The sequence below is a fragment of the Streptomyces sp. NBC_00859 genome (genome assembly GCF_045161865.1).
GTDB lineage: Bacteria > Actinomycetota > Actinomycetes > Streptomycetales > Streptomycetaceae > Streptomyces.
Window position 1 is genome coordinate 3,397,032 of record NZ_CP108826.1, and the last position, 26,998, is coordinate 3,424,029.

Sequence of the window (26,998 nt, forward strand, 5' to 3'; positions counted from 1 at the left end):
GATGGCCGAGACACATGTCCTCTTCGTCGAGGACGACGATGTGATCCGCGAGGCGACACAGCTCGCCCTGGAGCGGGACGGCTTCCGCGTCACCGCGATGCCCGACGGGCTCTCCGGGCTTGAGGCCTTCCGTACGAACCAGCCCGACATCGCGCTGCTCGACGTCATGGTTCCGGGGCTGGACGGGGTCTCCCTGTGCCGCCGGATCCGAGACCAGTCGACCGTGCCGGTGATCATGCTGTCGGCGCGCGCCGACTCGATCGACGTCGTGCTGGGCCTGGAGGCCGGGGCCGACGACTACGTGACGAAGCCCTTCGACGGTGCGGTCCTGGTGGCCCGGATCCGCGCCGTGCTCCGCCGCTTCGGACACGCGGCGGGCGCCGGTACGGACAGCGGGGCCGAGCCGGACGAGCGCGGTGTCCTGGCCTTCGGCGACATCGAGGTCGACACCGAGGGCATGGAAGTACGCAGGAGCGGCACCCATGTGGCGCTGACCCCGACCGAGATGCGGCTGCTCCTCGAATTCTCGTCGGCGCCGGGCACGGTGCTCTCCCGCGACAAGCTCCTGGAGCGGGTCTGGGACTACGGCTGGGGCGGGGACACCCGGGTCGTGGACGTCCATGTGCAGCGGCTGCGGACAAAGATCGGACAGGACCGGATCGAAACGGTCCGCGGCTTCGGATACAAGCTGAAGGCATGAAGCACCTCGCCCTGCGGACCGGTGTCCGGTGGAAGATCAGTATCGCCATCGCCGCGGTCGGCGCGCTCATCGCGGTCGCGCTCAGCCTGGTCGTGCACAACGCGGCCCGCGTCTCGATGCTCGACAACGCACGGGACACCCAGGTCGTCCGGCTCCAGTTCGCTCTGCGGCTCTTCGAGTCGAAGCAGCAGCAACAACAGCCGCAGTTCGGCTCGAAGGTCAACGACCCCAGTCTGCCGAGGGAGCTGAGGCGCCGGGCCGCCGAGAACCGGATCTCCACTCTGATCGTCGAGCACGCCAACGGGATCCCCGACGTCTGGGCGGCCGCCCCGCTGGCCGACGGCGATGTGCTCTCGCTGCACAGCCGCTACGGCAGCAGCGCCTCCGTACTGCAGGACCTCGACCGGGCCCTGATCATCGGCTCCGTCTCGGTGGTGCTCGGGGGCAGCGCGCTGGGCGTCCTGATCGGCGGCCAGCTCTCGCGACGGCTGCGCAAGGCCGCCGCGGCCGCCACCAAGGTCGCGCAGGGCGGCACGGATGTCCGCGTCCGGGCGGCCATCGGCGGTTTCGTGCGGGACGAGACGGACGAGCTGGCCCGCGCCGTTGACGCGATGACCGACACACTTCAGGAGCGGGTGGAGGCGGAACGCCGGGTCACCGCGGACATCGCGCACGAGCTGCGTACGCCGGTGACCGGGCTGCTGACCGCCGCTGAGCTGCTGCCGCCCGGCCGGCCCACCGAGCTGGTCCGCAACCGGGCGCAGGCGCTGCGGACCCTGGTCGAGGACGTGCTGGAGGTGGCCCGGCTGGACAGCGCGTCCGAGCGGGCCGAGCTCCAGGAGATCGCGCTGGGCGAGTTCGTCAGCCGGCGGGTGACGATCATGGCACCGGACGCGACGGTCCGGGTGGTGCACGAATCATGGGTCAACACCGACCCGCGGCGCCTGGAGCGGATCCTGGGCAACCTGCTGGGCAATGCGGCCAAGCACGGCGGGACGCCGGTTGAGGTCACCGTCGAGGGCCGGGTGGTGCGGGTACGCGACCACGGCCCCGGATTCCCCGACACGCTGCTGCGTGAGGGGCCGAGCCGCTTCCGTACGGGCAGCAGCGACCGCGCGGGCGTCGGGCACGGCCTGGGGCTGACGATCGCCGCCGGACAGGCCAAGGTGCTCGGGGCGCGGCTGACATTCCGCAACGCGGCGCCCGAGGGGGCCAAGGAGACGGGCGGCGCCATCGCTGTGCTCTGGCTCCCGGAACACGCGCCGACCAACACCGGCAGCTACCGCACCCTGACCCGGCCTGCGTCGCACTCGTAGACGGACCGTCCGGGCCGTAGGACGCCGGTGGGCCCCGGACGCGCGAGGCGTCCGGGGCCCACTCGTAACCCTGCGGCGGGGGGACCGCGGTTCCGGGGTGTGCCGGGTGGTGGGTCCTACAGCTCCTGGATCGGGGCAGGGGTCTCAGGGGCCCCTCGCAGCACCACTTCTTTGACGAAGACGGCGGCCACGACGACCGCGAGACCGGCCACGGCACCGAGCAGGAATCCGCCGTGGGTACCCGCCGTTACCGCGTACTGGTACGCGTCCCTGGCCTTCTCCGGCAGCCTCGCCAGGCCCGCCGCGTCCAGCTGCGCCGACGGGAGCGAGGCGCCCTTGCCCATCCGCGCCGTCATCTCGTCCTGCACCTTGTTGGTGAAGAGCGCGCCCATGATCGAGACACCGAAGGAGGAGCCGAGCGTACGGAAGAGGGTGGCCGATGACGAGGCGACGCCCATGTCCTTCATCTCGACGCTGTTCTGCGCGACGAGCATGGTGATCTGCATCAGGAAGCCCATGCCGGCACCGAGCACGGCCATGTAGACGCTGGTGGTCAGCCGCGTGGAATGGACGTCCATCGTCGACAGCAGGTACAGCCCGATGACCATCAGGACGCCGCCCGCGATCGGGAAAACCTTGTACTTACCGGTGTTCGTGGTGACCCGGCCCGAGATGAGGGCGACAGCCATCATCGCCAGCAGCATGGGCAGCAGCAGCAGCCCCGAGTTGGTGGCGGACGCTCCCTGCACCGACTGCTGGAACAGCGGCAGGAAGAGCATCGCGCCGAACATGACGAAACCGGTCAGGAAGCCGATGATCGACATCAGCGAGAAGTTCCGGTTGCGGAAGATGTGCAGCGGCACGATCGGCTCGGTCGCCTTGGTCTCCCAGAAGACGAATCCGATCAGGGCGGCGACACCGATGAAGATGAGCTCCATGATGACGGCCGAGCCCCAGGCGTACTGCGAACCGCCCCAGGTGGTGACCAGCACGATCGAGACGATGCCGACGGTGAGCAGCGCCGTGCCCAGATAGTCGATGCGGCCCCTGGCCCGCTTCTTGGGCAGGTGCAGCACGGCCGTGACCATCGCGAGCGCGATCGCGCCCAGCGGGAGGTTGATGTAGAAGGTCCAGCGCCATCCGAGGTGGTCGGTGATGGCACCACCGACGAGCGGACCGCCGATCATCGCGACGCCCATGACGCCGGCCATCATGCCCTGGTACTTGCCGCGCTCACGCGGCGGAATCAGGTCGCCGATGATCGCCATGACGCCGACCATCAGGCCGCCGGCGCCGAGGCCCTGGAGGGCCCTGAACCCGATCAGCTGGTCCATGCCCTGCGCCATACCGCTGAGCGCGGAACCGGCCAGGAAGATCACGATGGAGGTGAGGAAGGCGCCCTTGCGGCCGTACATGTCGCCGACCTTGCCCCAGATGGGCGTGGACGCCGCCGTCGCCAGCGTGTAAGCGGTCACCACCCAGGACAGGTGTGCCAGACCGCCCAGGTCGCCGACGATGGTCGGCATCGCCGTGTTCACGATCATGTTGTCGAGCATCGCGAGCAACATCGCGATCATCAGCGCGAACAGCACCACCCGGACACTGCGCGGTTGCGGCTCGGCCTTGCCCCCCGATTCCGCTTTCGTCAGTTCTACGGTTTCCGACACGTACCCCACCACTCCCCTGGACACTGCCGGGTCTCCAGATACTTACTTGCCGCCCGGCTAGTTGACTACAGTGGGAGAAGGTAGTCTCGTAACTAGCCGGGCGTCAAGTAAGTATCTCTGGAGAGCACCATGAGCAGCAGAGGCAACACCCGCCAGCGCATCCAGGACATCGCGCTGGAGCTCTTTGTCGAGCAGGGGTACGAGAAGACCTCGCTACGGGAGATCGCGGAGAAGCTGGATGTCACGAAGGCGGCGCTGTACTACCACTTCAAGACCAAGGAAGACATCCTCATCAGCCTCTTCCGGGATCTGACGGTCCCCATCGACGAGGTGATCGCGTGGGGCCAGACACAGCCCCGCAGCCTGGAGACGAAGAAGGAAGTCCTGAACCGCTACAGCGAAGCGCTCAGCGGCGCGGCCCCGCTCTTCCGCTTCATGCAGGAGAATCAGGGCACCGTGCGCGAACTGAGCGTCGGCGAGGACTTCAAGGCCCGGATGCTGCTCCTGCTCGACCTGGTGAAAGCACCCGACGCGTCACTGACCGACCAGGTCCGCTGCTTCACGGCGCTGTTCACCATGCACGCCGGGGCGTTCGCCCTGAGAGACGCCGAAGGCGACCCCGAGGACAAGCGCAAGGCTGTCCTCGAAGTCGCCACCGAACTCATGACCCAGGCGCATCCGGATGCGCCCCCGGAGCGGTAGAGCCGCCCCGGCAGGTCAGAACTTGATGCCGTGGGCCTTCAGGAACGGCATCGGGTTGTAACCGGAGCCGTAGTTCGGGCCCGTGCGGATCTCGAAGTGCAGGTGCGGGCCGGTCACGTTGCCGGTCGCACCGGACTTCGCGATGACCTCGCCGGTCTTCACGGTCTGGCCGACGTGGACGTCGATCTGCGACAGGTGCGCGTACTGCGAGTACGTGTTGTCGCTGTGCTTGATCACGATCGCGTTGCCGTACGCCGGGCCGTCACCGCCACCGTTCGGGCCTTCCTTCACGACGGTGCCGCCGTGCACGGCCATGACCGACGTGCCGGTCGGGACGACGAAGTCCTGACCCGAGTGCTTGTGGGACCACATGTGGCCGGCCTCACCGAAGGGCTCACCGATCACGGGGTGCGTGACGGGCGCGATCCACGCGTTGACGTTCTTCTTCGCCTTGGCGACCTTGGCGGCCTCAGCGGCCTTGGCCGTCTTGGCGGTGTGCTCGGCAGCCTTCGCCTGGGCACCGGCCTGGTGGGCGAGCGCGGTCGCGACGTTGGTGTTCCCGTCGGCCACAGAGGCCGAGTGTGCGTCGGCAGCGCCCGCAACCCCTGCTCCCAGCGCGACCGACACTCCGAGCCCGGCGGCTACGACCGCAGCGCGGGTGCGAAGCGGGGACCGGCGGGACACGAGGGACGTGGTGTGCTTCTGCATACGTGGGACTCCATACGTAAGTGGACCCAACCGAACAGGTCGGGCGGACCACTCATTGGTAACCCATTCGACTTAGCACTCAAAACGCCCATCTACGACATTGCACCGTAGGGGCGACACGGCAGAAGTCACTGCGGATTACGGGTGCGTCCTGCGCCGAATCCGGCGGCGCCGATTCACCCGGAGACGTTTAAGCGCAGATGGGCCCTGCGGGAATCGGGCCGGAGCCCGCCTCGGGACCCGGGGGCCGAAAGTCCCGGCCTCCGCGGCACGGAAGGCCCGGCCGCCCCCGCCGGGCCACCCACTATTCCGGCTAGTAGGCCAAAACGGCCTGTGGTCCATGTCACCCGCGCGGGACCAACGCCTGTCCGTTTCGGGACCTTCGGCAGCGGAGCGGAGCCGCCGCTCCGGGGAGAGAACCGGCTTGAAGAGAGCACGGACCGAGGGCACAGACGGCCGCGCGAGGGCGCCGACGAGAGGGCCGCGGTGGCGCTGAGGGGGCGGCGGTGGCCGGACGCGTACCCGCACAGGGCCCGTACGGCACAGGTATGCGTACGACGTCGGGGCAGGCAGGGACAAGCCTGCCCCGACGCCGAAGGACGGGCACCCAGGGGCTGCGGGCGCTGAAGAGCGAAGAGAGCACACAGGGCCCGGAGAGCGCAGAAGCCGCAGAAGCAACGGAAGCAACGGGGCAGGGGACAGAAAAGGGGCGGCCCCGGAACCGATGACCGGTTCCGGGGCCGCCCCTCTGTCGCTCGGGCCGCTCAACGCATCAGCGTCAGACGTCCTTCGTCATGTTCGGGCCGGAGCCACCGGCCGCCTGCTCGATCGGCGGGGCATCGGGCAGAGCCGACTTCTCCTCGCCGCGGAAGGTGAACTTCTTCTCCTCACCCTCGCCCTCGACGCCGACGACCACGATGTGACCGGGGCGCAGCTCACCGAAGAGGATCTTCTCGGAGAGGATGTCCTCGATCTCGCGCTGGATCGTGCGCCGCAGCGGACGCGCGCCCATGACCGGGTCGTAGCCGTGCTTGGCGAGGAGCGCCTTGGCGTCCGGGCTGAGCTCGAGGCCCATGTCCCGGTCACGCAGCCGCTCGTCGACCTTCTCGACCATGAGGTCGACGATCTGGATGATGTCTTCCTCGGTCAGCTGGTGGAAGACCACCGTGTCGTCGACACGGTTCAGGAACTCGGGGCGGAAGTGCTGCTTCAGCTCCTCGTTGACCTTGGCCTTCATCCGGTCGTATCCGGTCTTGACGTCGCCCACGGCAGCGAAGCCGAGGTTGAAGCCCTTGGAGATGTCCCGGGTCCCGAGGTTGGTCGTCATGATGATGACCGTGTTCTTGAAGTCCACGACCCGGCCCTGGGAGTCGGTCAGACGACCGTCCTCCAGAATCTGGAGCAGTGAATTGAAGATATCGGGGTGGGCCTTCTCGACCTCGTCGAAGAGAACGACCGAGAACGGCTTCCTGCGCACCTTCTCGGTGAGCTGGCCGCCCTCTTCGTAACCCACGTAACCGGGGGGAGAACCGAAGAGACGGGAAACCGTGTGCTTCTCGCTGAACTCCGACATGTCGAGGGAGATCAGTGCGTCCTCGTCGCCGAAGAGGAATTCGGCGAGCGTCTTGGAGAGCTCGGTCTTACCGACACCGGACGGGCCGGCGAAGATGAACGAGCCACCGGGGCGCTTCGGGTCCTTCAGGCCGGCTCGCGTACGGCGGATCGCCTGCGAGAGGGCCTTGATGGCGTCCTTCTGCCCGATGACGCGCTTGTGGAGCTCGTCCTCCATGCGGAGCAGCCGCGAGGACTCCTCCTCGGTGAGCTTGAAGACCGGGATGCCCGTGGCCGTGGCCAGCACCTCGGCGATCAGCTCGCCGTCGACCTCGGCGACGACGTCCATGTCGCCGGCCTTCCACTCCTTCTCGCGCTTGGTCTTCGCGGCCAGCAGCTGCTTCTCCTTGTCGCGGAGCGAAGCTGCCTTCTCGAAGTCCTGGGAGTCGATGGCCGACTCCTTGTCGCGGCGGACGTTCGCGATCTTCTCGTCGAACTCGCGGAGGTCCGGCGGCGCGGTCATCCGGCGGATGCGCATCCGTGAGCCGGCCTCGTCGATCAGGTCGATCGCCTTGTCCGGCAGGAAGCGGTCCGAGATGTACCGGTCCGCCAGGGTGGCGGCCTGCACCAGGGCCTCGTCCGTGATGGAGACACGGTGGTGGGCCTCGTAGCGGTCCCGCAGGCCCTTGAGGATCTCGATGGTGTGCGCGAGCGAGGGCTCCGCCACCTGGATCGGCTGGAAGCGGCGCTCCAGGGCCGCGTCCTTCTCGAGGTGCTTGCGGTACTCGTCGAGCGTGGTGGCACCGATGGTCTGGAGCTCTCCACGGGCGAGCATCGGCTTCAGGATCGAAGCCGCGTCGATCGCGCCCTCGGCGGCGCCCGCACCCACCAGGGTGTGGAGCTCGTCGATGAACAGGATGATGTCGCCGCGGGTGCGGATCTCCTTGAGAACCTTCTTCAGCCGCTCCTCGAAGTCACCGCGGTAGCGGGAACCGGCGACGAGCGCGCCGAGGTCGAGGGTGTAGAGGTGCTTGTCCTTGAGGGTCTCGGGCACCTCGCCCTTGACGATGGCCTGCGCCAGACCTTCGACGACCGCCGTCTTTCCGACGCCGGGCTCGCCGATGAGGACCGGGTTGTTCTTGGTGCGGCGCGACAGCACCTGCATGACCCGCTCGATCTCCTTCTCGCGCCCGATGACCGGGTCGAGCTTGGATTCGCGGGCGGCCTGGGTGAGGTTGCGGCCGAACTGGTCCAGGACGAGAGAGGTCGAGGGCGTGCCCTCGGCGGGACCGCCTGCGGCGGCCGTCTCCTTGCCCTGGTAGCCGGAGAGCAGCTGGATGACCTGCTGCCGCACCCGGTTCAGATCGGCGCCCAGCTTCACGAGGACCTGGGCTGCGACGCCCTCGCCCTCGCGGATCAGGCCGAGCAGGATGTGCTCCGTACCGATGTAGTTGTGGCCGAGCTGAAGAGCCTCCCGGAGCGACAGCTCCAGGACCTTCTTGGCACGAGGGGTGAAGGGGATGTGCCCGGACGGGGCCTGCTGCCCCTGCCCGATGATCTCCTCCACCTGCTGGCGGACCGCCTCGAGCGAAATCCCGAGGCTCTCCAGGGCCTTAGCGGCGACACCCTCACCCTCGTGGATAAGGCCCAGGAGGATGTGCTCGGTGCCGATGTAGTTGTGGTTGAGCATCCGGGCTTCTTCCTGAGCCAGGACGACAACCCGCCGCGCGCGGTCGGTGAACCTCTCGAACATCGTTAATCGCTCCTCAGAGCGGTCGGGCAGCGAGGGGTCGGTCCCCTCCCAGTCCTTCCGCATGCTAGTCCCGCAGGGCGGGACAGCTCATTCCAACTGCCGACACCCGTCCATGGCCTCCGGCCCGAACAGCCGACAACTGCTCCAACCCGATGGTGCGAGACGATGTTCCCGCAGGCCAGGCAGATACCCCTGTCTCCAGTACGCCGATGGCGAACGTGAGACTGCCTGAACCGCGTGTCGCCCCTCCCCACTAGGTATGTCTTACCCGCAGACACTGACAGTCCATGCGGCGCGCGACGGTTCCCCTCAGCTACGGGCGAACAACTTGGCGCCCCCGAACACGTCCGCACACCCCTTGACCGTCAACAGAACGCAATCAACCGGAAGCACTCCGTAACTCCCGGCCCGTGCGGGAGTTGCTCAGTCATGGCCTTCACCGTTCCGTCCCCCCGCGAACCGGCCGACAGCACGAGCACCATCACCGGAAGCGGCAGCAACGACAGCACTCTGCGCTGGTACGAATCCCGGCTGGGCTGGGCCGCGCTGGCGGGGCCGCCGGTCCGGCTGCTGACCGGGCTGCGCTTCGACGTACTCGATCTGCCGTCGGACGCCGGGTTCGCGCTGCTGCGCAGGGCGCCCGTCACGGGCCCCGTTGCGCTCTGCGGCTCCCGGATCCGCCTGCTGGTGGCCGCGGGCAGCGCCGATGAACTGCCGGGGCTGCTCGACTGGCTGGAGTGGGGCGGGATCGCCCTGGATCTGGCCGGCATCGGCGCGGGCGGCGTCATCGAGGCTCCCGTGCCTCCAGGACCGCGAGGCGGGCAGGGGGCCGCCCGCTGGTTGCGGCCCCCCGAGCCGGGGCGCGAAGTGGAGCCGGCCCTGCCCGTGTTCAGCCGGTTCGGAGTCCGGGGTACCGCTCCCGATCTGGTACGGCTGGTGGACGCGGCGGCGACAGAATGCCACCGGGCCCGGATGGTGCGTATCGCTGCGGCTTTCCGGGGGGCGCCCCCCGGAGCCGGGACTGCGAATGTCCGGGGTTCGACCCCCGGACCTCCCGGGAATCAGCCGTTGGCCTTCTCGTAGGCCTCACGGATGTCCGCGGGCACACGGCCGCGGTCATTCACGTTGTAGCCGTTCTCCTTGGCCCACTTACGAATCTCGGCGGTGTCCTTGTTGCCACCGGCGGCGATACGGGCCTTGCCACGGCCACCGGTGCCACGGCCACCGGTACGCCGGCCGCCCTTCGCGTAGGGCTCGAGCAGCGTGCGGAGCTTGTCCGCGTTCGCGGTGGTGAGGTCGATCTCGTACGTCTTGCCATCCAGAGCGAACGTCACCGTCTCGTCCGCCTCGCCACCGTCGAGGTCATCGACAAGAAGGACCTGAACCTTCTGTGCCACCGGATTTCCTTTCATCGAAAAATTGAGTACGCGGAAAGGAAACCGCTTTTCCCTGAAAAACACAAACCCCCGGCAGAGGTTCAGGAGTGCAAGAACACGGGAAACATGCGCGATTCGGACATAGGGTTCCGGGCGGAAGTGACCGTCACAGCCGCAGAAGCATCCGGCTGTTGCCCAAGGTGTTCGGCTTCACCCGTTCGAGACCCAGGAACTCGGCGACTCCTTCGTCATAGGAACGCAGGAGCTCGCTGTAGACATCTCCGTCGACGGGAGTCTCGCCGATCTCGGTGAAGCCGTGCTTCGCGAAGAAGTCGACTTCGAAGGTCAGGCAGAATACCCGGCGCACACCGAGCCATCGCGCGGTCTGCAACAGCTTGTCGAGAACCTGGTGCCCCACTCCGGCGCCCTTGAACTCGCGGTCCACCGCGAGAGTGCGCACTTCGGCGAGGTCTTCCCACATCACATGAAGTGCGCCGCAGCCGACGACCCTCGCGTCGTCATCGCGTTCCGCGACCCAGAACTCCTGGATGTCCTCGTAAAGCGTCACCGTCGCTTTGTCGAGCAGGATCCGCTCGCGTACGTACGCATCCAGGAGTCCGCGCACCGCGGTCACATCGCTGGTCCTGGCTCTGCGGACGGTGAGGGCTTTTGCATGCGTACCTGACATGCCGAAGACGCTATCGCCCCGCGTCTCCGTCACGGTCATCGCGGTCCGCATCCCCCTGAACGATGCGCAAAGCATCACGGAGTGCATCGCGCTGCTCGGAGGACATCATGCCGAAGAACGCGACAAGGGCGGCCGCGGAGTTGTCACTCGTCGACCAGGCTTCGTTCATCAGTGCGGCCGAGTAGGCGGCACGGGTGGAGACCGCCGTATATCGATAGGCGCGGCCGTCCACTTCCCGGCGCACCCAGCCCTTCTGATGGAGATTGTCCAATACGGTCATCACGGTGGTGTAGGCGATGGTCCGGTCCCGTTCGAGGTCTTCCAGGACTTCCCTCACAGTGACCGGACGGTTCCACTCCCAGACGCGTGACATGACGGCGTCTTCCAGCTCTCCCAATTGACGGGGCACATCTGCACCATAGTGCGAGATGTCACGAATAGCTGGTTATTGGCGCAGAAAACACAGAAAAGGACGTACGGCCAGTAATGAGCCGTACGTCCTCGGGTCGCCGCAGCAGTCAGGCGGTACTGCCACCCGTCGGCTGCACCGCCGCCTCGGCGCGGGCGAGCACCTCGTCCACGGCCGCGTCTTCCTTGGCCTTGTTGGGGCCGCCCTGGGTCTTCACGATCGTCCTCACGACGATCGTGAAGAACACAGCCATCACCACGGGGGGCACAAGCGCGGAAACGTAGTCCATACGGACAGAGTAGCTAGCCCGTCATCGAGTGCTGAGCCGGGGGCGCCGCGGGCTTTCGGCGTGGCGGGAAGACCTCGGACGGCTTGGGGGCCGGGCGGGGTCTGACGGGCTCCTTGACCGGTGCCGGGCGCTTCGGCTGGTCCGGGTCGTTCGCCGCACGGCCGCCGGGGAGCGCGAGCAGCCGGGTACGCGGGCCCGGGGTCACCGCCCTCCCGGCGAGGCGGGCGCGCACCGACTGCTCGGCCAGCGCCCGGCAGCGCCGCAGCAGGGCGTCCCCGGACGGTGCGCCGCGCAGGGCGCGCAGAGCCGCGAGGTCCTCGGGCCTGGGGTCGTAGCCGGCAGCCAGGGCGTCCTGGAGCAGCTCCGTGTAGCTGCGGGCCGTGCCGGGAAGTGCGTCGCGGTAGCGGGCGAGGTCGGCGAGGAGGAAGGCGCGCAGCCTGCCCGCCTCCCCGATGGTCTCGTCCACGGACTCGGCGAGACGCAGACAGTCCTGGACGTCCTCTTCTGCGACGGGGGTCGGATTGAGGGCGATGGCAAGGGCGCGTCGGAGCACACGCAGCTCATCCGCGCTGAAGGCCATGCCGCCTCGGGAACCGTAGGGCGTGGGCATAAAAGGACGATACGTACTAAAGGGGAAATATCTGCTTAATGCACCGGTGGCGGCGCGGCGGACACGGTCACTCCGCAGTGCCGCCGCCGCACCGCTTCAGGTGGTCAGGCCCGCTCGCGGATTCACAGCCGGGCGACGTTGCGCTCGTACACCAGGCGCAGCCCGATCAGCGTCAGCCACGGCTCGTGCTCGTCGATGACGGTGGCCTCGCTGAGCACCATCGGGGCGAGGCCGCCGGTGGCGATGACCGTGACGTCCGCGGGGTCGTCGGCGAGCTCGCGGGCCATCCGGTTCACGACGCCGTCGACCTGCCCCGCGAAGCCGTAGATGATGCCGGACTGCATGGCCTCCACGGTGTTCTTGCCGATCACGCTGCGCGGGCGGGCCAGCTCGATCTTGCGGAGCTGGGCGCCCTTCACGCCGAGCGCCTCGACCGAGATCTCGATGCCGGGCGCGATGACACCGCCGGTGTACTCACCGCGGGCCGACACCGCGTCGAACGTCGTCGCCGTACCGAAGTCGACGACGACGGCGGGGCCGCCGTAGAGCTCGACGGCGGCGACCGCGTTGATGATGCGGTCCGCGCCGACCTCCTTCGGGTTGTCGACCAGGATCGGGACGCCCGTCTTGATGCCGGGCTCCACGAGGACGGCCGGGACGTCGCCGTAGTAACGGCGGGTCACCTCACGCAGTTCGTGCAGGACGGAGGGGACGGTCGAGCAGACCGCGATCCCCTCGATGCCGTCGCCGAGACCGCGGCCGAGCAGCGGGTGCATCCCCATCAGGCCCTGGAGGAGCACGGCGAGTTCGTCGGCGGTGCGGCGGGCGTCGGTGGAGATGCGCCAGTGTTCGACGATCTCGTCGCCGTCGAACAGGCCGAGGACCGTGTGGGTGTTGCCGACATCGATGGTGAGCAGCATGGGTTACTCCGCCTCGCGCAGGTCGAGGCCGATGTCGAGGATCGGCGACGAGTGCGTGAGCCCGCCGACCGCCAGGTAGTCGACGCCCGTCTCGGCGAAGGCACGGGCCGTGTCCAGGGTCAGCCGGCCCGAGGACTCCAGGAGCGCGCGGCCGCCGACGAGGGCGACGGCCTCCGCGGTCTGCGCCGGGGTGAAGTTGTCCAGCAGGATCAGGTCGGCGCCCGCGTCCAGGACCTCGGTGACCTGGGCGAGTGTGTCCACCTCGACCTCGATGGCCAGCTCGGGGAATTCCGCGCGTACGAGCTTGAACGCCGCGGCGACCCCGCCGGCCGCGACCACGTGGTTGTCCTTGACCAGGGCCGCGTCGGAGAGGGACATCCGGTGGTTGACGCCGCCGCCGCAGCGCACCGCGTACTTCTCCAGGGCGCGCAGCCCCGGTGTGGTCTTGCGGGTGTCGCGGACCTTGGCGCCGGTGCCGTCCAGCACGTCGGCCCAGGCGCGGGTGGCGGTCGCGATGCCGGAGAGGCGGCACAGCAGGTTCAGCGCGCTGCGCTCGGCGGTCAGCAGGTCGCGGGTGCGGGTGGTCACCGAGAGCAGTTTCTCGCCCGCGGACACCCGCGCGCCGTCCTCGACGTGCCGCTCGACCTCGAAGGTCTCGGTGCAGACGATGGAGAGGACCGCTTCGGCGATGCGCAGGCCGGCGACCGTACCGGCCTCGCGTGCGGTGAAGTCGGCGGTGGCGACGGCGTCGGCGGGGACGGTCGCGACGCTGGTGACGTCCACACCCCCGTCGAGGTCCTCACCGATGGCCAGGTGCGCGACGTCCTCGACCAGGACCGGGTCGAGCCCCGAGGCGGCCAGGAGCTCGGCGAGAGCGGGGTCGAGACCGCACTCCATGGCGTCGTCGTCGTGGAAGTCGCCGCCGCAGGCACAGGCGTCGCCGCAGCCACCCGGCTCGGCGCTGTCGCCGATCCGGTGGAGGGGGAGGTCGGGGGTGGTCACGGTCACTGCTCCTGAGGACGCTGAGGGACGGTCGGGGGGAAGTCGGCGCTGTCCGTGGTGTGCACGGCGAGCGAACGGTCGGGGCGCAGCCGTACGACGAGGTGGCGGCGCCACCCGGCGTCGTCGCGGTCCGCGTGGTCCTCTCGCCAGTGGCAGCCGCGGGTCTCCTCGCGGCGCTGCGCGGCGGCGGTGAGGACGCGGGCGACGCAGAGGAGGTTGGTCGCCTCCCAGGCCTCGACGCCCGGTTCGGTGGGCTTCAGCGCGACTGCGGGCAGCGCTTCGGGGGCGCCGGCCGCCGCCGCGTCCATGGCGGCGCCCGCCGCCGCCTCCGCCACCGCCTCGGCCGCTGCGGCCGCCTCCGCCTCGGCACGGATCACGTCCAGCCCGTCGGCCGCACCGGCGAGGCTCCGCGCCGAGCGGAGCACTCCGGCGCCCGCCGTCATGATGCGCTGGATACGGAGACGGGCTTCGGGCTCCAGGAGCGGGAGCGTGCGGGTCTGCGCCTGGGGAACGGGCCCGCCGGAAGCCGGCGCCGCCGACCGGCCGGCGGCGGTGCCGGCGATGTCGTCGGCGATGCGCTCCGCGAAGACCAGGCCCTCCAGGAGGGAGTTGGACGCGAGCCGGTTCGCCCCGTGCACGCCGGTGCAGGCGACCTCGCCGCACGCGTACAGACCGGGGACTGTGGTGCGGCCGTGCAGGTCGGTGCGGACACCGCCCGACGCGTAGTGGGCGGCCGGGGCGACCGGGACCGGCTCGGTCACCGGGTCGATGCCGTGGCTGCGGCAGGCGGCCAGGATCGTCGGGAAACGCTGCTCCCACATCTCGGCGCCGAAGTGCCGGGCGTCGAGATACATGTGCTCGGTGCCGTGCTCCTGCATGCGGCGGGTGATGGCCTTCGCCACGATGTCGCGGGGGGCCAGCTCGGCCAGCTCGTGCTGCCCGGTCATGAAGCGGACCCCGTCGGCGTCGACGAGATGGGCGCCCTCGCCCCGTACCGCCTCGGAGACCAGTGGCTGCTGGCCCTCGGCGCCCGAGCCGAGGAAGAGCACGGTGGGGTGGAACTGGACGAACTCCAGGTCGGAGACCTCGGCGCCCGCGCGGAGTGCGAGGGCCACACCGTCGCCGGTGGAGACGGCCGGGTTGGTCGTCGCCGAGAAGATCTGGCCCATGCCGCCGGTGGCGAGCACGACGGCGGGTGCGCGGACCGCGCCGACGCCGTCGTGCTGGCCCTCCCCCATGACGTGCAGCGTGACGCCTGCCGTACGGCCTTCGGCGTCGGTGAGGAGGTCGAGGACCAGGGCGTTCTCCACGGTGCGCAGCGCGGCCGTGCGGACCGCGTCGACCAGGGCGCGGGAGATCTCGGCGCCGGTGGCGTCGCCGCCCGCGTGGGCGATACGGCGCCGGTGGTGGCCGCCCTCCCGGGTGAGCGCGATGCCACCGCTCTCGTCCGTGTCGAAGTGCGCGCCGGTCGCGATGAGCCTGCGTACGGCGTCGGGTCCCTCGGTGACCAGGGTGCGGACAGCAGCCTCGTCGCAGAGCCCCGCCCCCGCGACCAGCGTGTCGTCGAGGTGCTGCTGGGGGGTGTCGCCGTCGCCGAGCGCGGCCGCGATGCCGCCCTGGGCCCAGCGGGTCGAGCCGTCGTCCAGGCGGGCCTTGGTCACCACGACGGTGCGCAGCCCCGCGGCGGTGCAGCGCAGCGCGGTGGTGAGGCCGGCCACGCCGGATCCGACGATCACGACGTCGGCGTCGATCTCCCAGCCGGGGGCGGGTGCGTGCAGGCGTATTCCGGTTCCGGTCACTGTGGTTCCCCGAAGGTCAGCGGGATGTTGTCGATCAGACGCGTCGCACCGACCCGGGCGGCGACCGCGAGGACGGCTTCGCCCCGGTGGTCGTCGGCGGCCTCGGTGAAGTCGGACGGGTCGATCAGGGAGAGGTAGTCGAGGGACAGCGCTGTCCCTTCGATGACGGCCCGCGCTGCGGCGCGCACGCCCGCGGGGGTGGCCGACGTGGAGCCGGTGAGGGCGTCGCGGCCCGCGAACAGGGCACGGGAAAGGGCCAGTGCGGTGGTGCGGTCCCCGGGGGACAGGAACCGGTTGCGGCTGGACATCGCCAGCCCGTCCGGCTCACGGACCGTCGGTACGCCCACGATCTCGACCGGGAAGTTCAGGTCGCGCGCCATCCGCCGTACCAGGGCGAGCTGCTGGGCGTCCTTCTGCCCGAACAGTGCGAGGCCGGGCCGGGTCAGGTGCAGCAGCTTGGCGACGACCGTGAGCATTCCGTCGAAGTGCCCGGGGCGGGCCGCTCCCTCGAAGCGCTCCCCCATCGGGCCCGCCGCGATGCGGACCTGGGGCTCGCCGCCCGGGTAGACCTCGTCGGCCGCCGGGGCGAAGACGGCGTCCGCGCCCGCCAGTTCGGCCACCGCGAGGTCCGCTTCGAGGGTCCGGGGATAGCGGTCGAGGTCTTCACCCGCGCCGAACTGCAGCGGGTTGACGAAGACCGTGACGACGACCTGCCCCGTCTCCCCCACCCGCTCCCTGGCTGCCCGGATCAGGGTGGCGTGGCCTTCGTGCAGGGCGCCCATGGTCATGACGACGGCACGGGGCGCGGGGTCCTGCGCGCGGACCGCGGCGGGGGTGACGCGGGCGACGGTCGTGGTGCGGGAGCCGTTGCCCGCCTCCGGAGCCGTACCCGAGTCCGCGCGCGGCAGCGCTTGCAGTGCGGCGGCCGTGTGCAGCAGCGCGGTCATCGTGTCTCCCCGTCCGCGAGGACTCCCAGCAGGTCCTGGGCCAGCTCCGGCTTGAGCAGCCCGTGGGCGAGGGCGCGGTCCGCGGTCGTACGGGCCATCGCGAGGTAGCCGGCGACGGCGTGCGGTGCGTGCTTGCGCAACTCGTCGACGTGCGCGGCGACCGTCCCCGCGTCGCCACGGGCGACCGGCCCGGTCAGCGCGGCGTCGCCGGACCTGAGGGCGTTGTCGAGGGCGGCGCCGAGGAGCGGCCCGAGCATCCGGTCGGGGGCTGCGACCCCCGCGGTGCTCAGCAGCTCCATCGACTGGGCAACCAGGGTGACCAGGTGGTTCGCGCCGAGAGCGAGCGCCGCGTGGTAGAGCGGACGGGATTCCTCCGCGATCCACTCGGGCTCGCCGCCCATCTCGATGACCAGCGCCTCGGCGGCCAGCCGCAGTTCGTCCGGCGCGGTCACCCCGAAGGAGCAGCCGGCCAGCCGCTGGACGTCCACGGATGTGCCGGTGAAGGTCATCGCCGGGTGCAGTGCGAGCGGCAGGGCGCCGGCCCGAAGCGCCGGGTCGAGGACCGCGGTGCCGAACCGGCCCGACGTATGGACCAAGAGCTGTCCCGGCCGGATCGCCCCGGTCTCGGCCAGGCCCTCCACCAGCGCGGGCAGCGCGTCGTCGGGCACGGTCAGCAGGACCAGCTCGGCGCGGGCCAGCACCTCGGCCGGGGTGACCAGGGGGACGTCGGGGAGCAGGACGGCGGCCCTGCGGACGGATGCGTCGGAGACGCCGGACGCGGCGACCGGGCGGTGTCCGGCGAGCTGCAGTGCGGCGGCGAGCGCGGGCCCCACCCGGCCCGCTCCGACCACGCCGACGGTGAGCCGCGCGGGGCGGGACTCTGCTGATGCGTTCACGTGGGAAGGCCTTCCGTTCCAGTCCGCGAGGGGTACCGGACGATTTCCCCGTCATGCTACGCCCAGGTTTCGGGGAACTCGTTGGACTGTCCACAGGCCGCGGGCGAGGATCGGCGCATGACGAACGAGGCAGGCACCACCGGGGCGGACACGAAGGATCAGGACACGGACAGCGGGGAGCCGGACGCGCCGGAGGTGACCCCGCCGGGCACGGAGGCACAGGACACGAACGCGCGGGGCCTGCGGCAGCGCAGGAACGCGGCGCTGCGCGGCGCACGACGGGTGCTCTCACGGTCGTCAGCGACGGCCACACTGGGCGAGCGGCTGACCGCGCTGGCCGCGGACGCGGGCTCGGTGTACGACCTGGACGAGCAGGTGGACATCTACGGCGACGGAGTCGTCGCCGAGCTTGAGCGCCGGGTGGCCACTCTGCTCGGGTTCCCGGACGCCGCCTTCTTCCCGACCGGCACGATGGCGCAGCAGGTCGCGCTGCGGTGCTGGGCCGGCCGCACCGGCGACCCGGTGGTCGCGCTGCACCCGATGGCCCACCCGGAGCTGCACGAACGGGGTGCCTTCGGGTCGGTGAGCGGGCTGCGTACGGTCCACCCGGCCTCCGCGCCCCGGCTCCCCACGGCCGACGAGGTACGCGACTTCGAGGAGCCCTTCGGCACACTCATGCTGGAACTGCCGCTGCGCGACGCCGGTTTCGTCCTGCCGACGTGGGACGAGCTGGTCGCCGTCGTCGGGGCCGCCAGGGAGCGTGATGCGGTGGTGCACATCGACGGCGCGCGGCTCTGGGAGTGCACCCCTCACTTCGGACGCGGCCTGGAGGAGATCGCGGGGCTCGCGGACAGTGTGTACGTCTCCTTCTACAAGTCCCTGGACGGCCTGTCCGGCGCCGTGCTCGCCGGACCGGCCTCACTGATCGGCGAGGCCAGGACCTGGCGTCACCGGTACGGGGGCCAGGTCTTCCAGCAGTATCCGGCCGCGCTGTCGGCCCTGCTGGGCCTGGAGCGGGAACTGCCCCGGCTGCCCTCGTACGTCGCCCACGCGAAGGTCGTCGCCGCCGGTCTCGCGGACGGGTTCCGGGCTGCGGGCGTGCCCTGGTTCCGGGTCAGTCCCGAGGTGCCGCACACCCACCAGTTCCAGGTGTGGCTGCCGTACGGGGCGGAAGCGCTGTCGGAGGCGGCGGTCGGACAGGCCGAGGAGACCGGGGTCGCGCTGTTCCAGCAGTTCCACCCCGCACCGGGCGGGGTGCCTGGGGTGTCACTGGCCGAGGTGACGGTGGCGGAACCGGGGCTCTCGTGGAGCGCCGAGGACGTCGTGGAGGCGGTGCGGGAGTTCGTACGCCGGGTGCGGTGAGGCTCCTCCGGGGCGTCCCGTCAGCGCGCCCCGGAGCCCCCGGCCCGCACCAGCCCCTTCTCGTACGCGAGGACGACGACCTGCACCCGGTCCCGCAGCCCCAGTTTGGTCAGGATGCGGCCGACGTGCGTCTTCACGGTGGCCTCCGACAGCACGAGGCGGGCCGCGATCTCGCCGTTGGACAGGCCCTGAGCGACGAGCAGCATCACCTCGCGCTCGCGGTCCGTGAGCCGGTCGATCTCCTTGTGCTGCGGGTCGGCGACCGTGCTCGGCAGCATCGGTGAGAAGCGGTCGAGGAGCCGCCTCGTCGTCGACGGCGCGACCACCGCGTCACCGCTGTGGACGGACCTGATCGCCCCGAGCAGCTCCGCCGGGGGCACGTCCTTGAGCATGAATCCGCTGGCGCCCGCCTTCAGCCCGGAGAACGCGTACTCGTCCAGGTCGAAGGTCGTCAGGATCAGCACCTTGGGCGCTGCCGGCTGCGCACAGATCTGCCGGGTCGCCTCGACGCCGTCCAGCCTGGGCATACGGACGTCCATCAGCACCACGTCGACCGTGGTCGACCGGAGAATGCCGATCGCCTCCGCGCCGTCGCCCGCCTCCGCGACGACCTCCATGTCCGGCTGGGCGGCGAGCACCATCCGGAAGCCGGTGCGCAGCAGCACCTGGTCGTCGACGAGCATTACGCGGATCGCCATCTCGTAACGTTCCTTTCTCGTGGTCGGGCCCCGTTCGTGGGCCGGTGGCCGGGCTCGTCGCCCGGCCCGGGGCTGTCCCGTCGCCCCTGGTGGATCATCGGCGCACGGTGTCGGACGCGGTGCACCGCGAGGCGGGGGGACGTTCGCATACTGGACGTATTCCTGCGTTCCGACAACGCGGCGTGGGGCCCCGGCCGGAGGCTGGGGGGAGTGCCGCAGCTGTCGTCGTGCGCCCGCCGGAGATCACGGGACCGCCGTCAGTGGGCGTGCTTCAGCGGCAGCAGCGCGCTGATCCGGAAACCACCGCCCGGACGCGGGCCCGCGTCCAGGGTGCCGCCGACCATGCCGATGCGCTCCCGCATCCCGATCAGCCCGTGCCCCTGACCGTCCGCCCCGCCGTCCTGGTAGAGCTCGTGCGCCGCGCCCCGGCCATCGTCCTCGACCAGCAGGCCGAGTCCGTCGTCGAAGTAGACGAGACGCACACTGGCGCCCACGTCGGGCCCGCCGTGCTTGCGGGTGTTGGTGAGCGCTTCCTGCACAATGCGGTAGGCGGTGAGCTCCACGCCGCTGGGCAGCGGCCGCGGTGTCCCCTCGATACGGAAGTCCACGGTCAGCCCCGCGACCCTGACCTGCTCCACCAGGTCCTCGATCTGCTGCACATCGGGCTGCGGAACGTACTCGCCGCTCTCCTGCGCGTCGCCGGTCCGCAGCACCCCCAGGAGCCTTCGCATCTCGGCGAGCGCCTGGCGGCCGGTGGACGAGATCGTCTCCAGCGCCTGCTTGGCCTGGTCGGGCGAGGCGTCCAGGACATAGGCGGCGCCGTCCGCCTGGACGACCATCACCGAGACGTTGTGCGCGACGACGTCGTGCAGCTCGCGGGCGATCCGGGCGCGCTCCCCCGCGACCGCGACCTTCGACTGCGCCTCACGCTCCCGCTCCAGGCGGGCGGCCCGCTCCTCCAGCTGCGCGAAATAGGCCCGCCGGGTCCGTACCGAGTCGCCCAGCACCCAGGCCAGGATGAACGGAACCGTCGCCACCATCGTGAGGACCACCTCCTGCACCCAGCCGGCGGCCGTCTCCTCGTGCCAGCGCAGCTGCGCGAGCGTCCCCGCGCACAGACCGCCGATCAGGCCGAACCGGGAGGCCCAGCGCTCCCCGTCGGCGGCGACGGTGTAGATCAGGACCAGCATCGCGAAGTCCGCGGGCCCCGCTTCGATGTCGAGGACGAGCTGCGCCACCCCGAGCAGTGTCACGAGCAGCAGCATCTTCTCGGGCGCCCGGCGGCGCAGGGCGAGAGCCGTGCACAGGCCCAGGAGGACGGGGACGGACTTGAGGTCGTACCCGTGCCCCATCCGGGACGCCTCCCACTGCACCGCGGAGAACCCGAGGAGGATGACGGCCCAGAAGCCGTCGACCAAGGTCGGGTGTCTGCGGATGAAGGCGTAGAGACGCTGCACGTAACCCAGCGTAGGGATGCCGGAGAGGTGTCAGGGTCAACCGGAGGGCCGATCCGGTCACCCGGGGAGTACTCCCCAAGGTGGAGACTTGACGCCGTGACTGATGAGTGGCGCGGGTGGCGTGAGACGGCGGAAGCGGCGTTGTACGGGGCGGACGGCTTCTACCTGCGGCCGGAGGGCCCGGCCGGCCACTTCCGTACCTCGGTACACGCCTCCCCCCTGTTCGCGTTCGCTGTCGCCCGGCTGCTGACGGAGTCCGGGGTCACGGACCCGGACCTGGTCGACATGGGGGCGGGCCGCGGCGAGCTGGTGGCGGGGGTGCTCGCGGCGCTGCCCGCGGACTTCCCGGTGCGCGCGTACGCCGTCGAGCGCGCGCCCCGTCCGGCCGGGCTCGACGAGCGCGTCGTCTGGTGCGCCGAGCCGCCGGCCGGTGTGCGTGGGCTGCTCTTCGCGAACGAGTGGCTGGACAATGTGCCGGTCGACGTCGCGGAGACGGACGACGCGGGGACGCCGCGCTATGTGCAGGTCCGGGCGTCGGACGGTGCGGAGCGGCTGGGCGCTGCGGTGACCGGGGCCGACGCGGAGTGGCTGGAGCGCTGGTGGCCACTGGACGAGCCGGGCCGGCGTGCCGAGATCGGCCGCCCGCGCGACGAGGCGTGGGCGGCGGCGGCCTCCACCGTCGATGCGGGTCTCGCGGTGGCCGTCGATTACGCACACGCGCGGGCGGCCCGCCCGCCCTTCGGCACGCTCACCGGCTTCCGGGACGGCCGCGAGGTGCGGCCGGTGCCGGACGGGAGCTGCGACATCACCGCGCATGTGGCGCTGGACGCGTGCGCGCTGCCGGGCGCGGAGCTGCGGACCCAGCGGGAGGCGCTGCACGCTCTCGGCGTCAGCGGCGAACGCCCGCCCCTCGCGCTGGCCGCCACCGATCCCACGGCGTACGTCAGGGCCCTGGCGGCGGCGGGGGAAGCAGCGGAGCTGGTGGCGCGGGGCGGGCTCGGGGACTTCGGGTGGCTGATCCAGCGGGCCGGCCCGGCGGCCGGGGCCGGATAGGGGGGACGGGCCCCCGCCGGGGATACTGGCCCGTATGACGGAGACGACGGTCGGCATCGGCGGCGCCGCGGAGAGCACTGACATGGTGCTCAACATCGGCCCCCAGCACCCTTCCACGCACGGAGTGCTCCGCCTCCGCCTGGTCCTGGACGGCGAGCGCATCCAGCAGGCCGAGCCGGTCATCGGCTACATGCACCGGGGGGCCGAGAAACTCTTCGAGGCGCGCGACTACCGCCAGATCATCATGCTCGCCAACCGGCACGACTGGCTGTCCGCCTTCTCGAACGAACTGGGCGTCGTGATGGCCGTCGAGCGGATGCTCGGCATGGAGGTCCCCGAACGCGCCGTCTGGACGCGCACACTGCTCGCCGAGCTGAACCGGGTGCTCAACCATCTGATGTTCCTCGGCTCGTACCCGCTCGAACTGGGCGGTATCACCCCGGTGTTCCACGCCTTCCGCGAGCGCGAAGTGATCCAGGCGGTGATGGAGGAGGTCTCCGGCGGCCGGATGCACTACATGTTCAACCGGGTCGGCGGGCTCAAGGAGGACCTCCCGGCGGGCTGGCTCGGCCGGGCCCGGGAAGCCGTCGCCGATGTCCGCTCGCGCATGGACGTGTACGACGACCTCGTCCTCGGCAACGAGATCTTCCGGGGCCGCACCCGGGGCGTGGGGACCCTCTCGTCCGATGCCGTGCACGCGTACGGCGTGAGCGGGCCGATCGCACGCGGCTCGGGCGTCGACTTCGACCTGCGCCGCGACGAGCCGTACCTCGCGTACGGCGATCTCCAGGACACCCTGAAGGTCGTCACCCGCGAGGAGGGCGACTGCCTGGCGCGCTTCGAGGTGCTGCTGGCGCAGACGCACAACGCGCTGGACCTGGCCGACGCCTGTCTGGACCGGCTGGCCTCGCTGGCCCCCGGACCGGTCAACCAGCGGCTCCCGAAGGTCCTGAAGGCCCCCGAGGGCGAGACGTACGCCTGGACCGAGAACCCGCTCGGCATCAACGGCTACTACCTGGTGTCGAAGGGTGAGAAGACCCCGTACCGCCTCAAGCTCCGCTCGGCGTCGTTCAACAACATCCAGGCGCTGACCGAGTTGCTCCCCGGCACCCTGGTCGCCGACATGGTGGCGATCCTGGGCTCGCTCTTCTTCGTGGTCGGCGACATCGACAAGTAGGTGGCACGGAACGCGCGAACGGCCCGGACCCCGTTGGAGGGTCCGGGCCGTTCGCGTGCACGGGCCGTTCGCGTGCAACGGCAGGTTCGCGTGCAAGGGCCGCCGGTGTCGCTGTGGACGCGGGTGACGCCGGTGACCTGCGCTAGGAGATCGCCGTGCGCAGCTCGCCCACGTCGATCTGTTCCGTCTCGTCGTGCTCGGTCAGGTCGATGACCTGACCGACCCCGCGCTCCGCGTCGCTGCGGATGCCTGCGCCGTCCTCCAGGCCGCTGCCCAGGCTGTCCGGGCCGGCCTCAGGACCGGCGACGGCCGCCGCTGCGCGGTGCGCCGCCAGGGCTTCCGCGCCGACCACATCCGCGAGGTCCTCGTTCTGCACCGAGGCCAGCTGCGCGGGCTCCAGGGCCAACGCCGCCTTCTCCTTCTGCGGGCTCTGCGGGTTCTGCGGGCTCTGCGGGCTCTGCGGGTTCTGCATGCCGAAGAAGTCGAAGCCGCCCACCGTCCGGGGGCTGCGGCCCTGCTGCGGGGTGTACGGGGCCACGGCCGTCGCCGGAAGGCGACGCGGAGCGGGCAGAGCCGACGGCGGGCGGGTGTGCTCGCCGTCGGCCGCCGCAGGCTTCCCCTCCGGCTTCGCCGCATCCCGCTGGGTCTGCTTGTCCCGCCGGCCCCGCTGGGACGCGGCGTTGCGGGACAGCGTCCCGAGTGCCTGAGCGGCCTTCGCGTACGCGGCCGGGGTGAGCGCGGAGCGCGCTGCGGGCAGGGCCGCCCGCGCCGGGGCGGCCGCCTCGATCGCCAGGAGTCTGCGGCCTTCCAGCGCGCCGGCCCGCTCGGTCTCGGCGGTGGCGTACCGGCGCAGCAGCGCGGCGTGCTCCCCGCGCAGCGCGGCCAGTTCGCCCCGCTTGGCGCGGAGCTTCGTCTCCAGCTTGACGCGCAGCGCGCGCGACTCCTCCAGGTCACCCTCGAGTTCGGCCGTACGCTCCTCGGACCGCCACTCCTCTGCGGCACGTGACCGGGTCAGTTCGGCGACCCTGCGGCCCGCGATCCGGTCCCAGCTGCGCATGAGTACCGCACCGGTCACCGCGGTGGCAGCCGCGGCCGCCACCAGGCAGCGGAGCACCAGGGGATCCGCGAACAGCCAGGCGCCGACGGCGAGAAGGAGCGAAGCACCGGCTACGGCCGAGGGCTGGAGCAGGCGGTGCAGGGGTGGGGAATGGCGGTGGCGTCCACGTGGCATGGCTCGAAATTTACCGTGCGTACGAGCCGAATGGACGACCGCACCGGGATTTGTTCCCCAGCGGTTACCTCGGCGCTTGCCGCCATTCCCCGGGATCCGGCCGGTCCGGCTAGTTGATCAAGCCCTTCGATTTCAGATAGTCCTTCGCGACATCGTCGGGCTTCGCACGCTCGGAGTCGACCTTGCGGTTCAGCTGGACCAGGTCGGCTGTCGTCAGCGCCGACGTGAGCTTGGCGAGAGCGGACGCGATCTCGGGGCTTCCGGCGTCCTTGGCATTGACGACCGGCAGGACGTTGTCGGCGTTCTGGAGCTTCTTGTCGTCCCGGAGCAGGACGAGGCCGTAGGTGTCCAGCGTCGCGTCCGTGGTGGTGGTGAGCACCAGCTGGTCGGTACCGTCCTTGACCGCCTGCTTGGCCTGGGGAGTACCGACGCCCTTGGGGTCGATGCCGGTGACATCAATGCCGTACTTCGTCTTCAGACCCGGCTCGCAGAACGGCCGCACCTTGCATTCGTCACCAGCGGCGATCTTGACCTTCGCCTTTGACTTCCCCAGATCCGAAAGCGTCTTGAGCTTGTTCTTCGCGGCGAATTCCTTGGTCACGGCGAACGCGTTCTGGTCGACTGCGGCCCCGACCGGAAGGACCTTCAGTCCGCGCGGCCCCGCGAGCTTCTGCAGGGCCGCCGTGGTCGCGGTGACGTCACCGGAGGCAACGGGGTTCTTCTCCGCCTTCTTGGCGCCGTTCACCTTGGCGTTGAGGAATTCCGCGAGAGTGGCCGCGTATTCCGGTACGACGTCGATCTGGCCCTTCTCCAGGGAGGGTTCGTACAGTTCGCGGTTGTTCACCGAAGTGACCGATGTCTTGTATCCGGCGTTGGCCAGCACCTGGCTGTACAGCGCGGCGAGCACCTTCGACTCGGTGAAACCGGCGGCGCCGACGACGAGCGAACCCTTCTTGCCCGACCCCTTGGCGGCGCTCGATCCGCCGCCGTCCTTGCCCTTCTCCAGGCTGTCGCCGCCGCCGCACGCCGCGAGGGAGCCCGTCAGAGCCACCACGCCGAGCACCGCGCCCGCTATTCGCGAGGTTTTGATCATGAGGTCCACTCCAAGTGACAGGTGATTGGGAAACGTTCGGGAGATTCAGCAGAGGCAGTAGATGCGACAGAGGAAGTACAGGCAACAGAGATAACAGGGGCCGGCGAAGGGACGGCAGGGGCGGCAGGGACGGGACGCGGTCGGCTGTGCGCGGCGCGGGCGGATGACAGGCCGGCCTCAGGCCGCCTTGCGCCGCGGGTCGAGCAGCCGGTCCGCCACCACCAGCAGGCCCTCGACGACGAGGGCCAGCGCGGCGACGAGCAGCGCACCCGCCACCACCTGCGCGGTGTCGTAGGTGTTGAACCCGGCCGTGATGATCCGGCCGAGACCACCGCCGCCGGTCATCGCGGCCAGCGTTGCCGTGGCGATCACCTGGACGGCGGCCGACCTCAGCCCGGTCATGATCAGCGGATAGGCCAGCGGCAGCTCGACCCGGAGGAACAGCTGGCTCCCGGACATCCCCATCCCCCGGGCCGCCTCCACCACCGAGCGGTCCACCTCACGCATCCCGGTGTACGCGTTGGTGAGCAGCGGCGGCACGGCGAACAGCACCAGAGCGATCACGGTCGGCAGATCGCCGTGCGAGCGCAACGGGGTCAGCAGCAGCAGCGCGAGCACAGCGAACGTCGGTATCGCGCGCCCGGCGTTGGATATGTTCACGGCCAGCGCCCCGCCCCGGCCGAGATGGCCCAGATGGAGCGCGACCGGCAGCGCGATCAGGCACGCCAGCGCGAACGCGATGCCGCTCACCGTCAGATGCTCGGCGAGCCGGTGTTCCACACCGCTCTCCCCGGACCAGTTGGCCCCCGTCGTCAGCCAGTTCCAGGCATCGGTCAACTCGCCCATGATCAGACCGCCTCAGCCGTCCGGACCGCCTTCGGCGTCCTTGTTCGAGTCCAGGGCGTCAGCAGCCGCTGCACGCCGAGCAGCAGCAGATCGGCCAGCACCGCCAGCAGCACGCACAGCACGGAAGCGGTCAGCACCTGTGCCTTGAAGAGGGTCGGCAGCGCGTCCGATATGAGGTTGCCGAGGCCGCCCTTGCCGACGATCGAGCCGACCGTCGTCAGAGCGACCGTGGAGACCGTGGCGATCCGCACTCCGGCGAGTATCGCGGGGAGTGCCAGCGGCAGTTCGACCTCCCACAGCAGCCTGGCCGGCCCGTACCCCATGCCCAGCGCCGCCTCGCGGGCGTCCCCGGGGACGGCGGCGAGGCCCGCCATGATGTTCCGTACGAGGATGGTCAGCGAGTACAGCACGAGCCCGGTGACCACCAGTGAGGCCGACAGCCCGAACCACGGCAGCAGCAGCGAGAACATCGCCAGGGACGGCACGGTGTAGAGCACCGTCGTCAGGCCGAGCACCGGCCCCGCGAACACCCGTCCGCGGCGGGCGAGCAGCGCCAGCGGAAGCGCCACCACGAGCCCGATCGCCACGGACACCGCGGTGATCCAGACGTGCTGGACCGTCGCGTCGGTCAGCTCGTGGCTGCGGGACGTGACGTAGTCCCAGCAGAGCCAGTCGTTCCTCGCCATGCAGTTCTGCCCGGCCATCCCGCCCCACCTCCCGGCCTCGCCGCCGCTCCGGCAATCCCGTC

General features: G+C 70.4%; 26 protein-coding genes. 7 read left to right on the forward strand and 19 right to left on the reverse strand.

The window, feature by feature from the left end:
- Position 1 precedes the first annotated feature (1 nt).
- Both cseB and cseC read left to right on the forward strand, forming a co-directional pair.
- On the forward strand, positions 2-700 hold the full coding sequence (cseB, locus tag OG584_RS14610; RefSeq protein ID WP_405778256.1) for a two-component system response regulator CseB: 699 nt from the start codon (positions 2-4) through the stop codon (positions 698-700).
- Positions 697-2,016: a two-component system sensor histidine kinase CseC gene (cseC, locus tag OG584_RS14615; protein ID WP_405778257.1), complete on the forward strand. Its 1,320-nt coding sequence runs from the start codon at positions 697-699 to the stop codon at positions 2,014-2,016. The genes cseB and cseC overlap by 4 nt, the downstream gene beginning before the upstream one ends.
- 116 nt (positions 2,017-2,132) lie before the next feature.
- Here cseC and OG584_RS14620 read toward each other — a convergent pair whose 3' ends face one another.
- A complete protein-coding gene (locus tag OG584_RS14620; protein ID WP_405778258.1) occupies positions 2,133-3,683 on the reverse strand; it encodes an MDR family MFS transporter in 1,551 nt (516 codons plus the stop codon).
- A 129-nt stretch (positions 3,684-3,812) separates the two neighbouring features.
- Here OG584_RS14620 and OG584_RS14625 point away from each other — a divergent pair, with 129 nt between their 5' ends.
- Entirely contained in the window at positions 3,813-4,385 is a 573-nt protein-coding gene (locus OG584_RS14625) for a TetR/AcrR family transcriptional regulator (protein WP_405778259.1), read from the forward strand.
- Between the two features lie 15 nt (positions 4,386-4,400).
- On the opposite strand, the gene OG584_RS14630 is transcribed toward OG584_RS14625, so the two are convergent.
- Complete coding sequence (locus OG584_RS14630) at positions 4,401-5,093, reverse strand: M23 family metallopeptidase (RefSeq protein WP_405778260.1); 693 nt, start codon at positions 5,091-5,093, stop codon at positions 4,401-4,403.
- A 778-nt stretch (positions 5,094-5,871) separates the two neighbouring features.
- Positions 5,872-8,397, reverse strand: a complete 2,526-nt coding sequence (locus OG584_RS14635; protein ID WP_405778261.1) for an ATP-dependent Clp protease ATP-binding subunit — start codon at positions 8,395-8,397, stop codon at positions 5,872-5,874.
- Between the two features lie 429 nt (positions 8,398-8,826).
- Here OG584_RS14635 and OG584_RS14640 point away from each other — a divergent pair, with 429 nt between their 5' ends.
- The gene (locus tag OG584_RS14640) at positions 8,827-9,480 is read left to right on the forward strand and encodes an SCO3374 family protein (RefSeq protein ID WP_405778262.1); all 654 of its coding nucleotides are present in this window, start codon (positions 8,827-8,829) and stop codon (positions 9,478-9,480) included.
- On the opposite strand, the gene OG584_RS14645 is transcribed toward OG584_RS14640, so the two are convergent.
- The 10 genes from OG584_RS14645 to OG584_RS14690 all read right to left on the reverse strand — a co-directional run bounded on the left by OG584_RS14645 (position 9,459) and on the right by OG584_RS14690 (position 17,333).
- The gene (locus tag OG584_RS14645; protein WP_405778263.1) at positions 9,459-9,794 is read right to left on the reverse strand and encodes an Lsr2 family protein; all 336 of its coding nucleotides are present in this window, start codon (positions 9,792-9,794) and stop codon (positions 9,459-9,461) included. The two genes, OG584_RS14640 and OG584_RS14645, sit on opposite strands and share 22 nt — an antisense overlap.
- A gap of 145 nt (positions 9,795-9,939) precedes the next feature.
- Positions 9,940-10,461 carry an amino-acid N-acetyltransferase gene (locus tag OG584_RS14650; protein ID WP_405778264.1) on the reverse strand — a complete coding sequence of 174 codons (522 nt, stop codon included), beginning with the start codon at positions 10,459-10,461 and terminating at the stop codon, positions 9,940-9,942.
- 10 nt (positions 10,462-10,471) lie between these two features.
- A complete protein-coding gene (locus OG584_RS14655) occupies positions 10,472-10,870 on the reverse strand; it encodes a BlaI/MecI/CopY family transcriptional regulator (protein WP_356835567.1) in 399 nt (132 codons plus the stop codon).
- Between the two features lie 109 nt (positions 10,871-10,979).
- Positions 10,980-11,159, reverse strand: a complete 180-nt coding sequence (locus OG584_RS14660) for a hypothetical protein (protein ID WP_405778265.1) — start codon at positions 11,157-11,159, stop codon at positions 10,980-10,982.
- Between the two features lie 13 nt (positions 11,160-11,172).
- Positions 11,173-11,739: a hypothetical protein gene (locus tag OG584_RS14665; RefSeq protein ID WP_405784074.1), complete on the reverse strand. Its 567-nt coding sequence runs from the start codon at positions 11,737-11,739 to the stop codon at positions 11,173-11,175.
- Between the two features lie 152 nt (positions 11,740-11,891).
- Positions 11,892-12,689 (reverse strand): type III pantothenate kinase, encoded by a 798-nt coding sequence (locus tag OG584_RS14670; protein WP_405778266.1) that lies wholly within the window; start codon positions 12,687-12,689, stop codon positions 11,892-11,894.
- A 3-nt stretch (positions 12,690-12,692) separates the two neighbouring features.
- Positions 12,693-13,691 (reverse strand): carboxylating nicotinate-nucleotide diphosphorylase, encoded by a 999-nt coding sequence (gene nadC, locus OG584_RS14675; protein WP_405778267.1) that lies wholly within the window; start codon positions 13,689-13,691, stop codon positions 12,693-12,695.
- Positions 13,692-13,693: 2 nt separating this feature from the next.
- Entirely contained in the window at positions 13,694-15,490 is a 1,797-nt protein-coding gene (locus OG584_RS14680; protein WP_405778268.1) for an L-aspartate oxidase, read from the reverse strand.
- Positions 15,487-16,437 (reverse strand): pantoate--beta-alanine ligase, encoded by a 951-nt coding sequence (panC, locus tag OG584_RS14685; protein WP_405778269.1) that lies wholly within the window; start codon positions 16,435-16,437, stop codon positions 15,487-15,489. Before panC ends, OG584_RS14680 begins: the two co-directional genes overlap by 4 nt.
- Positions 16,434-17,333, reverse strand: a complete 900-nt coding sequence (locus tag OG584_RS14690; protein ID WP_405778270.1) for a Rossmann-like and DUF2520 domain-containing protein — start codon at positions 17,331-17,333, stop codon at positions 16,434-16,436. The genes panC and OG584_RS14690 overlap by 4 nt, the downstream gene beginning before the upstream one ends.
- A 117-nt stretch (positions 17,334-17,450) precedes the next feature.
- On the opposite strand from OG584_RS14690, the gene OG584_RS14695 reads away from it, so the two are divergent.
- Positions 17,451-18,695: a threonine aldolase family protein gene (locus OG584_RS14695; protein ID WP_405778271.1), complete on the forward strand. Its 1,245-nt coding sequence runs from the start codon at positions 17,451-17,453 to the stop codon at positions 18,693-18,695.
- 20 nt (positions 18,696-18,715) lie between these two features.
- On the opposite strand, the gene OG584_RS14700 is transcribed toward OG584_RS14695, so the two are convergent.
- Together OG584_RS14700 and OG584_RS14705 are read right to left on the reverse strand one after the other, a co-directional pair.
- Complete coding sequence (locus OG584_RS14700; RefSeq protein WP_405778272.1) at positions 18,716-19,393, reverse strand: response regulator; 678 nt, start codon at positions 19,391-19,393, stop codon at positions 18,716-18,718.
- Between the two features lie 257 nt (positions 19,394-19,650).
- The gene (locus OG584_RS14705; RefSeq protein WP_405778273.1) at positions 19,651-20,850 is read right to left on the reverse strand and encodes a sensor histidine kinase; all 1,200 of its coding nucleotides are present in this window, start codon (positions 20,848-20,850) and stop codon (positions 19,651-19,653) included.
- A 96-nt stretch (positions 20,851-20,946) separates the two neighbouring features.
- Between OG584_RS14705 and OG584_RS14710 the strand changes: the two genes are divergently transcribed.
- Positions 20,947-21,903, forward strand: a complete 957-nt coding sequence (locus tag OG584_RS14710) for an SAM-dependent methyltransferase (RefSeq protein ID WP_405778274.1) — start codon at positions 20,947-20,949, stop codon at positions 21,901-21,903.
- Between the two features lie 34 nt (positions 21,904-21,937).
- Complete coding sequence (locus OG584_RS14715; protein WP_405778275.1) at positions 21,938-23,080, forward strand: NADH-quinone oxidoreductase subunit D; 1,143 nt, start codon at positions 21,938-21,940, stop codon at positions 23,078-23,080.
- Positions 23,081-23,222: 142 nt separating this feature from the next.
- Here the strand turns inward: OG584_RS14715 and OG584_RS14720 are convergent, their stop codons facing one another.
- The 4 genes from OG584_RS14720 to OG584_RS14735 all read right to left on the reverse strand — a co-directional run bounded on the left by OG584_RS14720 (position 23,223) and on the right by OG584_RS14735 (position 26,954).
- Positions 23,223-24,311 (reverse strand): hypothetical protein, encoded by a 1,089-nt coding sequence (locus OG584_RS14720; protein ID WP_405778276.1) that lies wholly within the window; start codon positions 24,309-24,311, stop codon positions 23,223-23,225.
- A gap of 109 nt (positions 24,312-24,420) precedes the next feature.
- On the reverse strand, positions 24,421-25,404 hold the full coding sequence (locus tag OG584_RS14725; protein WP_405778277.1) for an ABC transporter substrate-binding protein: 984 nt from the start codon (positions 25,402-25,404) through the stop codon (positions 24,421-24,423).
- A gap of 177 nt (positions 25,405-25,581) precedes the next feature.
- On the reverse strand, positions 25,582-26,250 hold the full coding sequence (locus tag OG584_RS14730) for an ABC transporter permease (RefSeq protein WP_405778278.1): 669 nt from the start codon (positions 26,248-26,250) through the stop codon (positions 25,582-25,584).
- A 2-nt stretch (positions 26,251-26,252) separates the two neighbouring features.
- Positions 26,253-26,954 (reverse strand): ABC transporter permease, encoded by a 702-nt coding sequence (locus OG584_RS14735; protein WP_405778279.1) that lies wholly within the window; start codon positions 26,952-26,954, stop codon positions 26,253-26,255.
- Positions 26,955-26,998 lie beyond the last annotated feature (44 nt).

What these genes read in the sequence shown, in the direction of transcription:
- OG584_RS14735 (WP_405778279.1), bottom strand. Translation starts at nt 26,954, where the DNA reads ATGGCCGGGCAGAACTGCATGGCGAGGAACGACTGGCTCTGCTGGGAC.
- OG584_RS14670 (WP_405778266.1), bottom strand. Translation starts at nt 12,689, where the DNA reads ATGCTGCTCACCATCGATGTCGGCAACACCCACACGGTCCTCGGCCTG.
- OG584_RS14640 (WP_405778262.1), top strand. Translation starts at nt 8,827, where the DNA reads ATGGCCTTCACCGTTCCGTCCCCCCGCGAACCGGCCGACAGCACGAGC.
- OG584_RS14715 (WP_405778275.1), top strand. Translation starts at nt 21,938, where the DNA reads ATGACGGAGACGACGGTCGGCATCGGCGGCGCCGCGGAGAGCACTGAC.
- cseC (WP_405778257.1), top strand. Translation starts at nt 697, where the DNA reads ATGAAGCACCTCGCCCTGCGGACCGGTGTCCGGTGGAAGATCAGTATC.
- panC (WP_405778269.1), bottom strand. Translation starts at nt 16,437, where the DNA reads ATGACCGCGCTGCTGCACACGGCCGCCGCACTGCAAGCGCTGCCGCGC.
- OG584_RS14720 (WP_405778276.1), bottom strand. Translation starts at nt 24,311, where the DNA reads ATGCCACGTGGACGCCACCGCCATTCCCCACCCCTGCACCGCCTGCTC.
- OG584_RS14630 (WP_405778260.1), bottom strand. Translation starts at nt 5,093, where the DNA reads ATGCAGAAGCACACCACGTCCCTCGTGTCCCGCCGGTCCCCGCTTCGC.
- OG584_RS14700 (WP_405778272.1), bottom strand. Translation starts at nt 19,393, where the DNA reads ATGGCGATCCGCGTAATGCTCGTCGACGACCAGGTGCTGCTGCGCACC.
- OG584_RS14625 (WP_405778259.1), top strand. Translation starts at nt 3,813, where the DNA reads ATGAGCAGCAGAGGCAACACCCGCCAGCGCATCCAGGACATCGCGCTG.
- OG584_RS14650 (WP_405778264.1), bottom strand. Translation starts at nt 10,461, where the DNA reads ATGTCAGGTACGCATGCAAAAGCCCTCACCGTCCGCAGAGCCAGGACC.
- OG584_RS14730 (WP_405778278.1), bottom strand. Translation starts at nt 26,250, where the DNA reads ATGGGCGAGTTGACCGATGCCTGGAACTGGCTGACGACGGGGGCCAAC.
- OG584_RS14665 (WP_405784074.1), bottom strand. Translation starts at nt 11,739, where the DNA reads ATGGCCTTCAGCGCGGATGAGCTGCGTGTGCTCCGACGCGCCCTTGCC.
- OG584_RS14695 (WP_405778271.1), top strand. Translation starts at nt 17,451, where the DNA reads ATGACGAACGAGGCAGGCACCACCGGGGCGGACACGAAGGATCAGGAC.
- OG584_RS14635 (WP_405778261.1), bottom strand. Translation starts at nt 8,397, where the DNA reads ATGTTCGAGAGGTTCACCGACCGCGCGCGGCGGGTTGTCGTCCTGGCT.
- OG584_RS14725 (WP_405778277.1), bottom strand. Translation starts at nt 25,404, where the DNA reads ATGATCAAAACCTCGCGAATAGCGGGCGCGGTGCTCGGCGTGGTGGCT.
- OG584_RS14660 (WP_405778265.1), bottom strand. Translation starts at nt 11,159, where the DNA reads ATGGACTACGTTTCCGCGCTTGTGCCCCCCGTGGTGATGGCTGTGTTC.
- cseB (WP_405778256.1), top strand. Translation starts at nt 2, where the DNA reads ATGGCCGAGACACATGTCCTCTTCGTCGAGGACGACGATGTGATCCGC.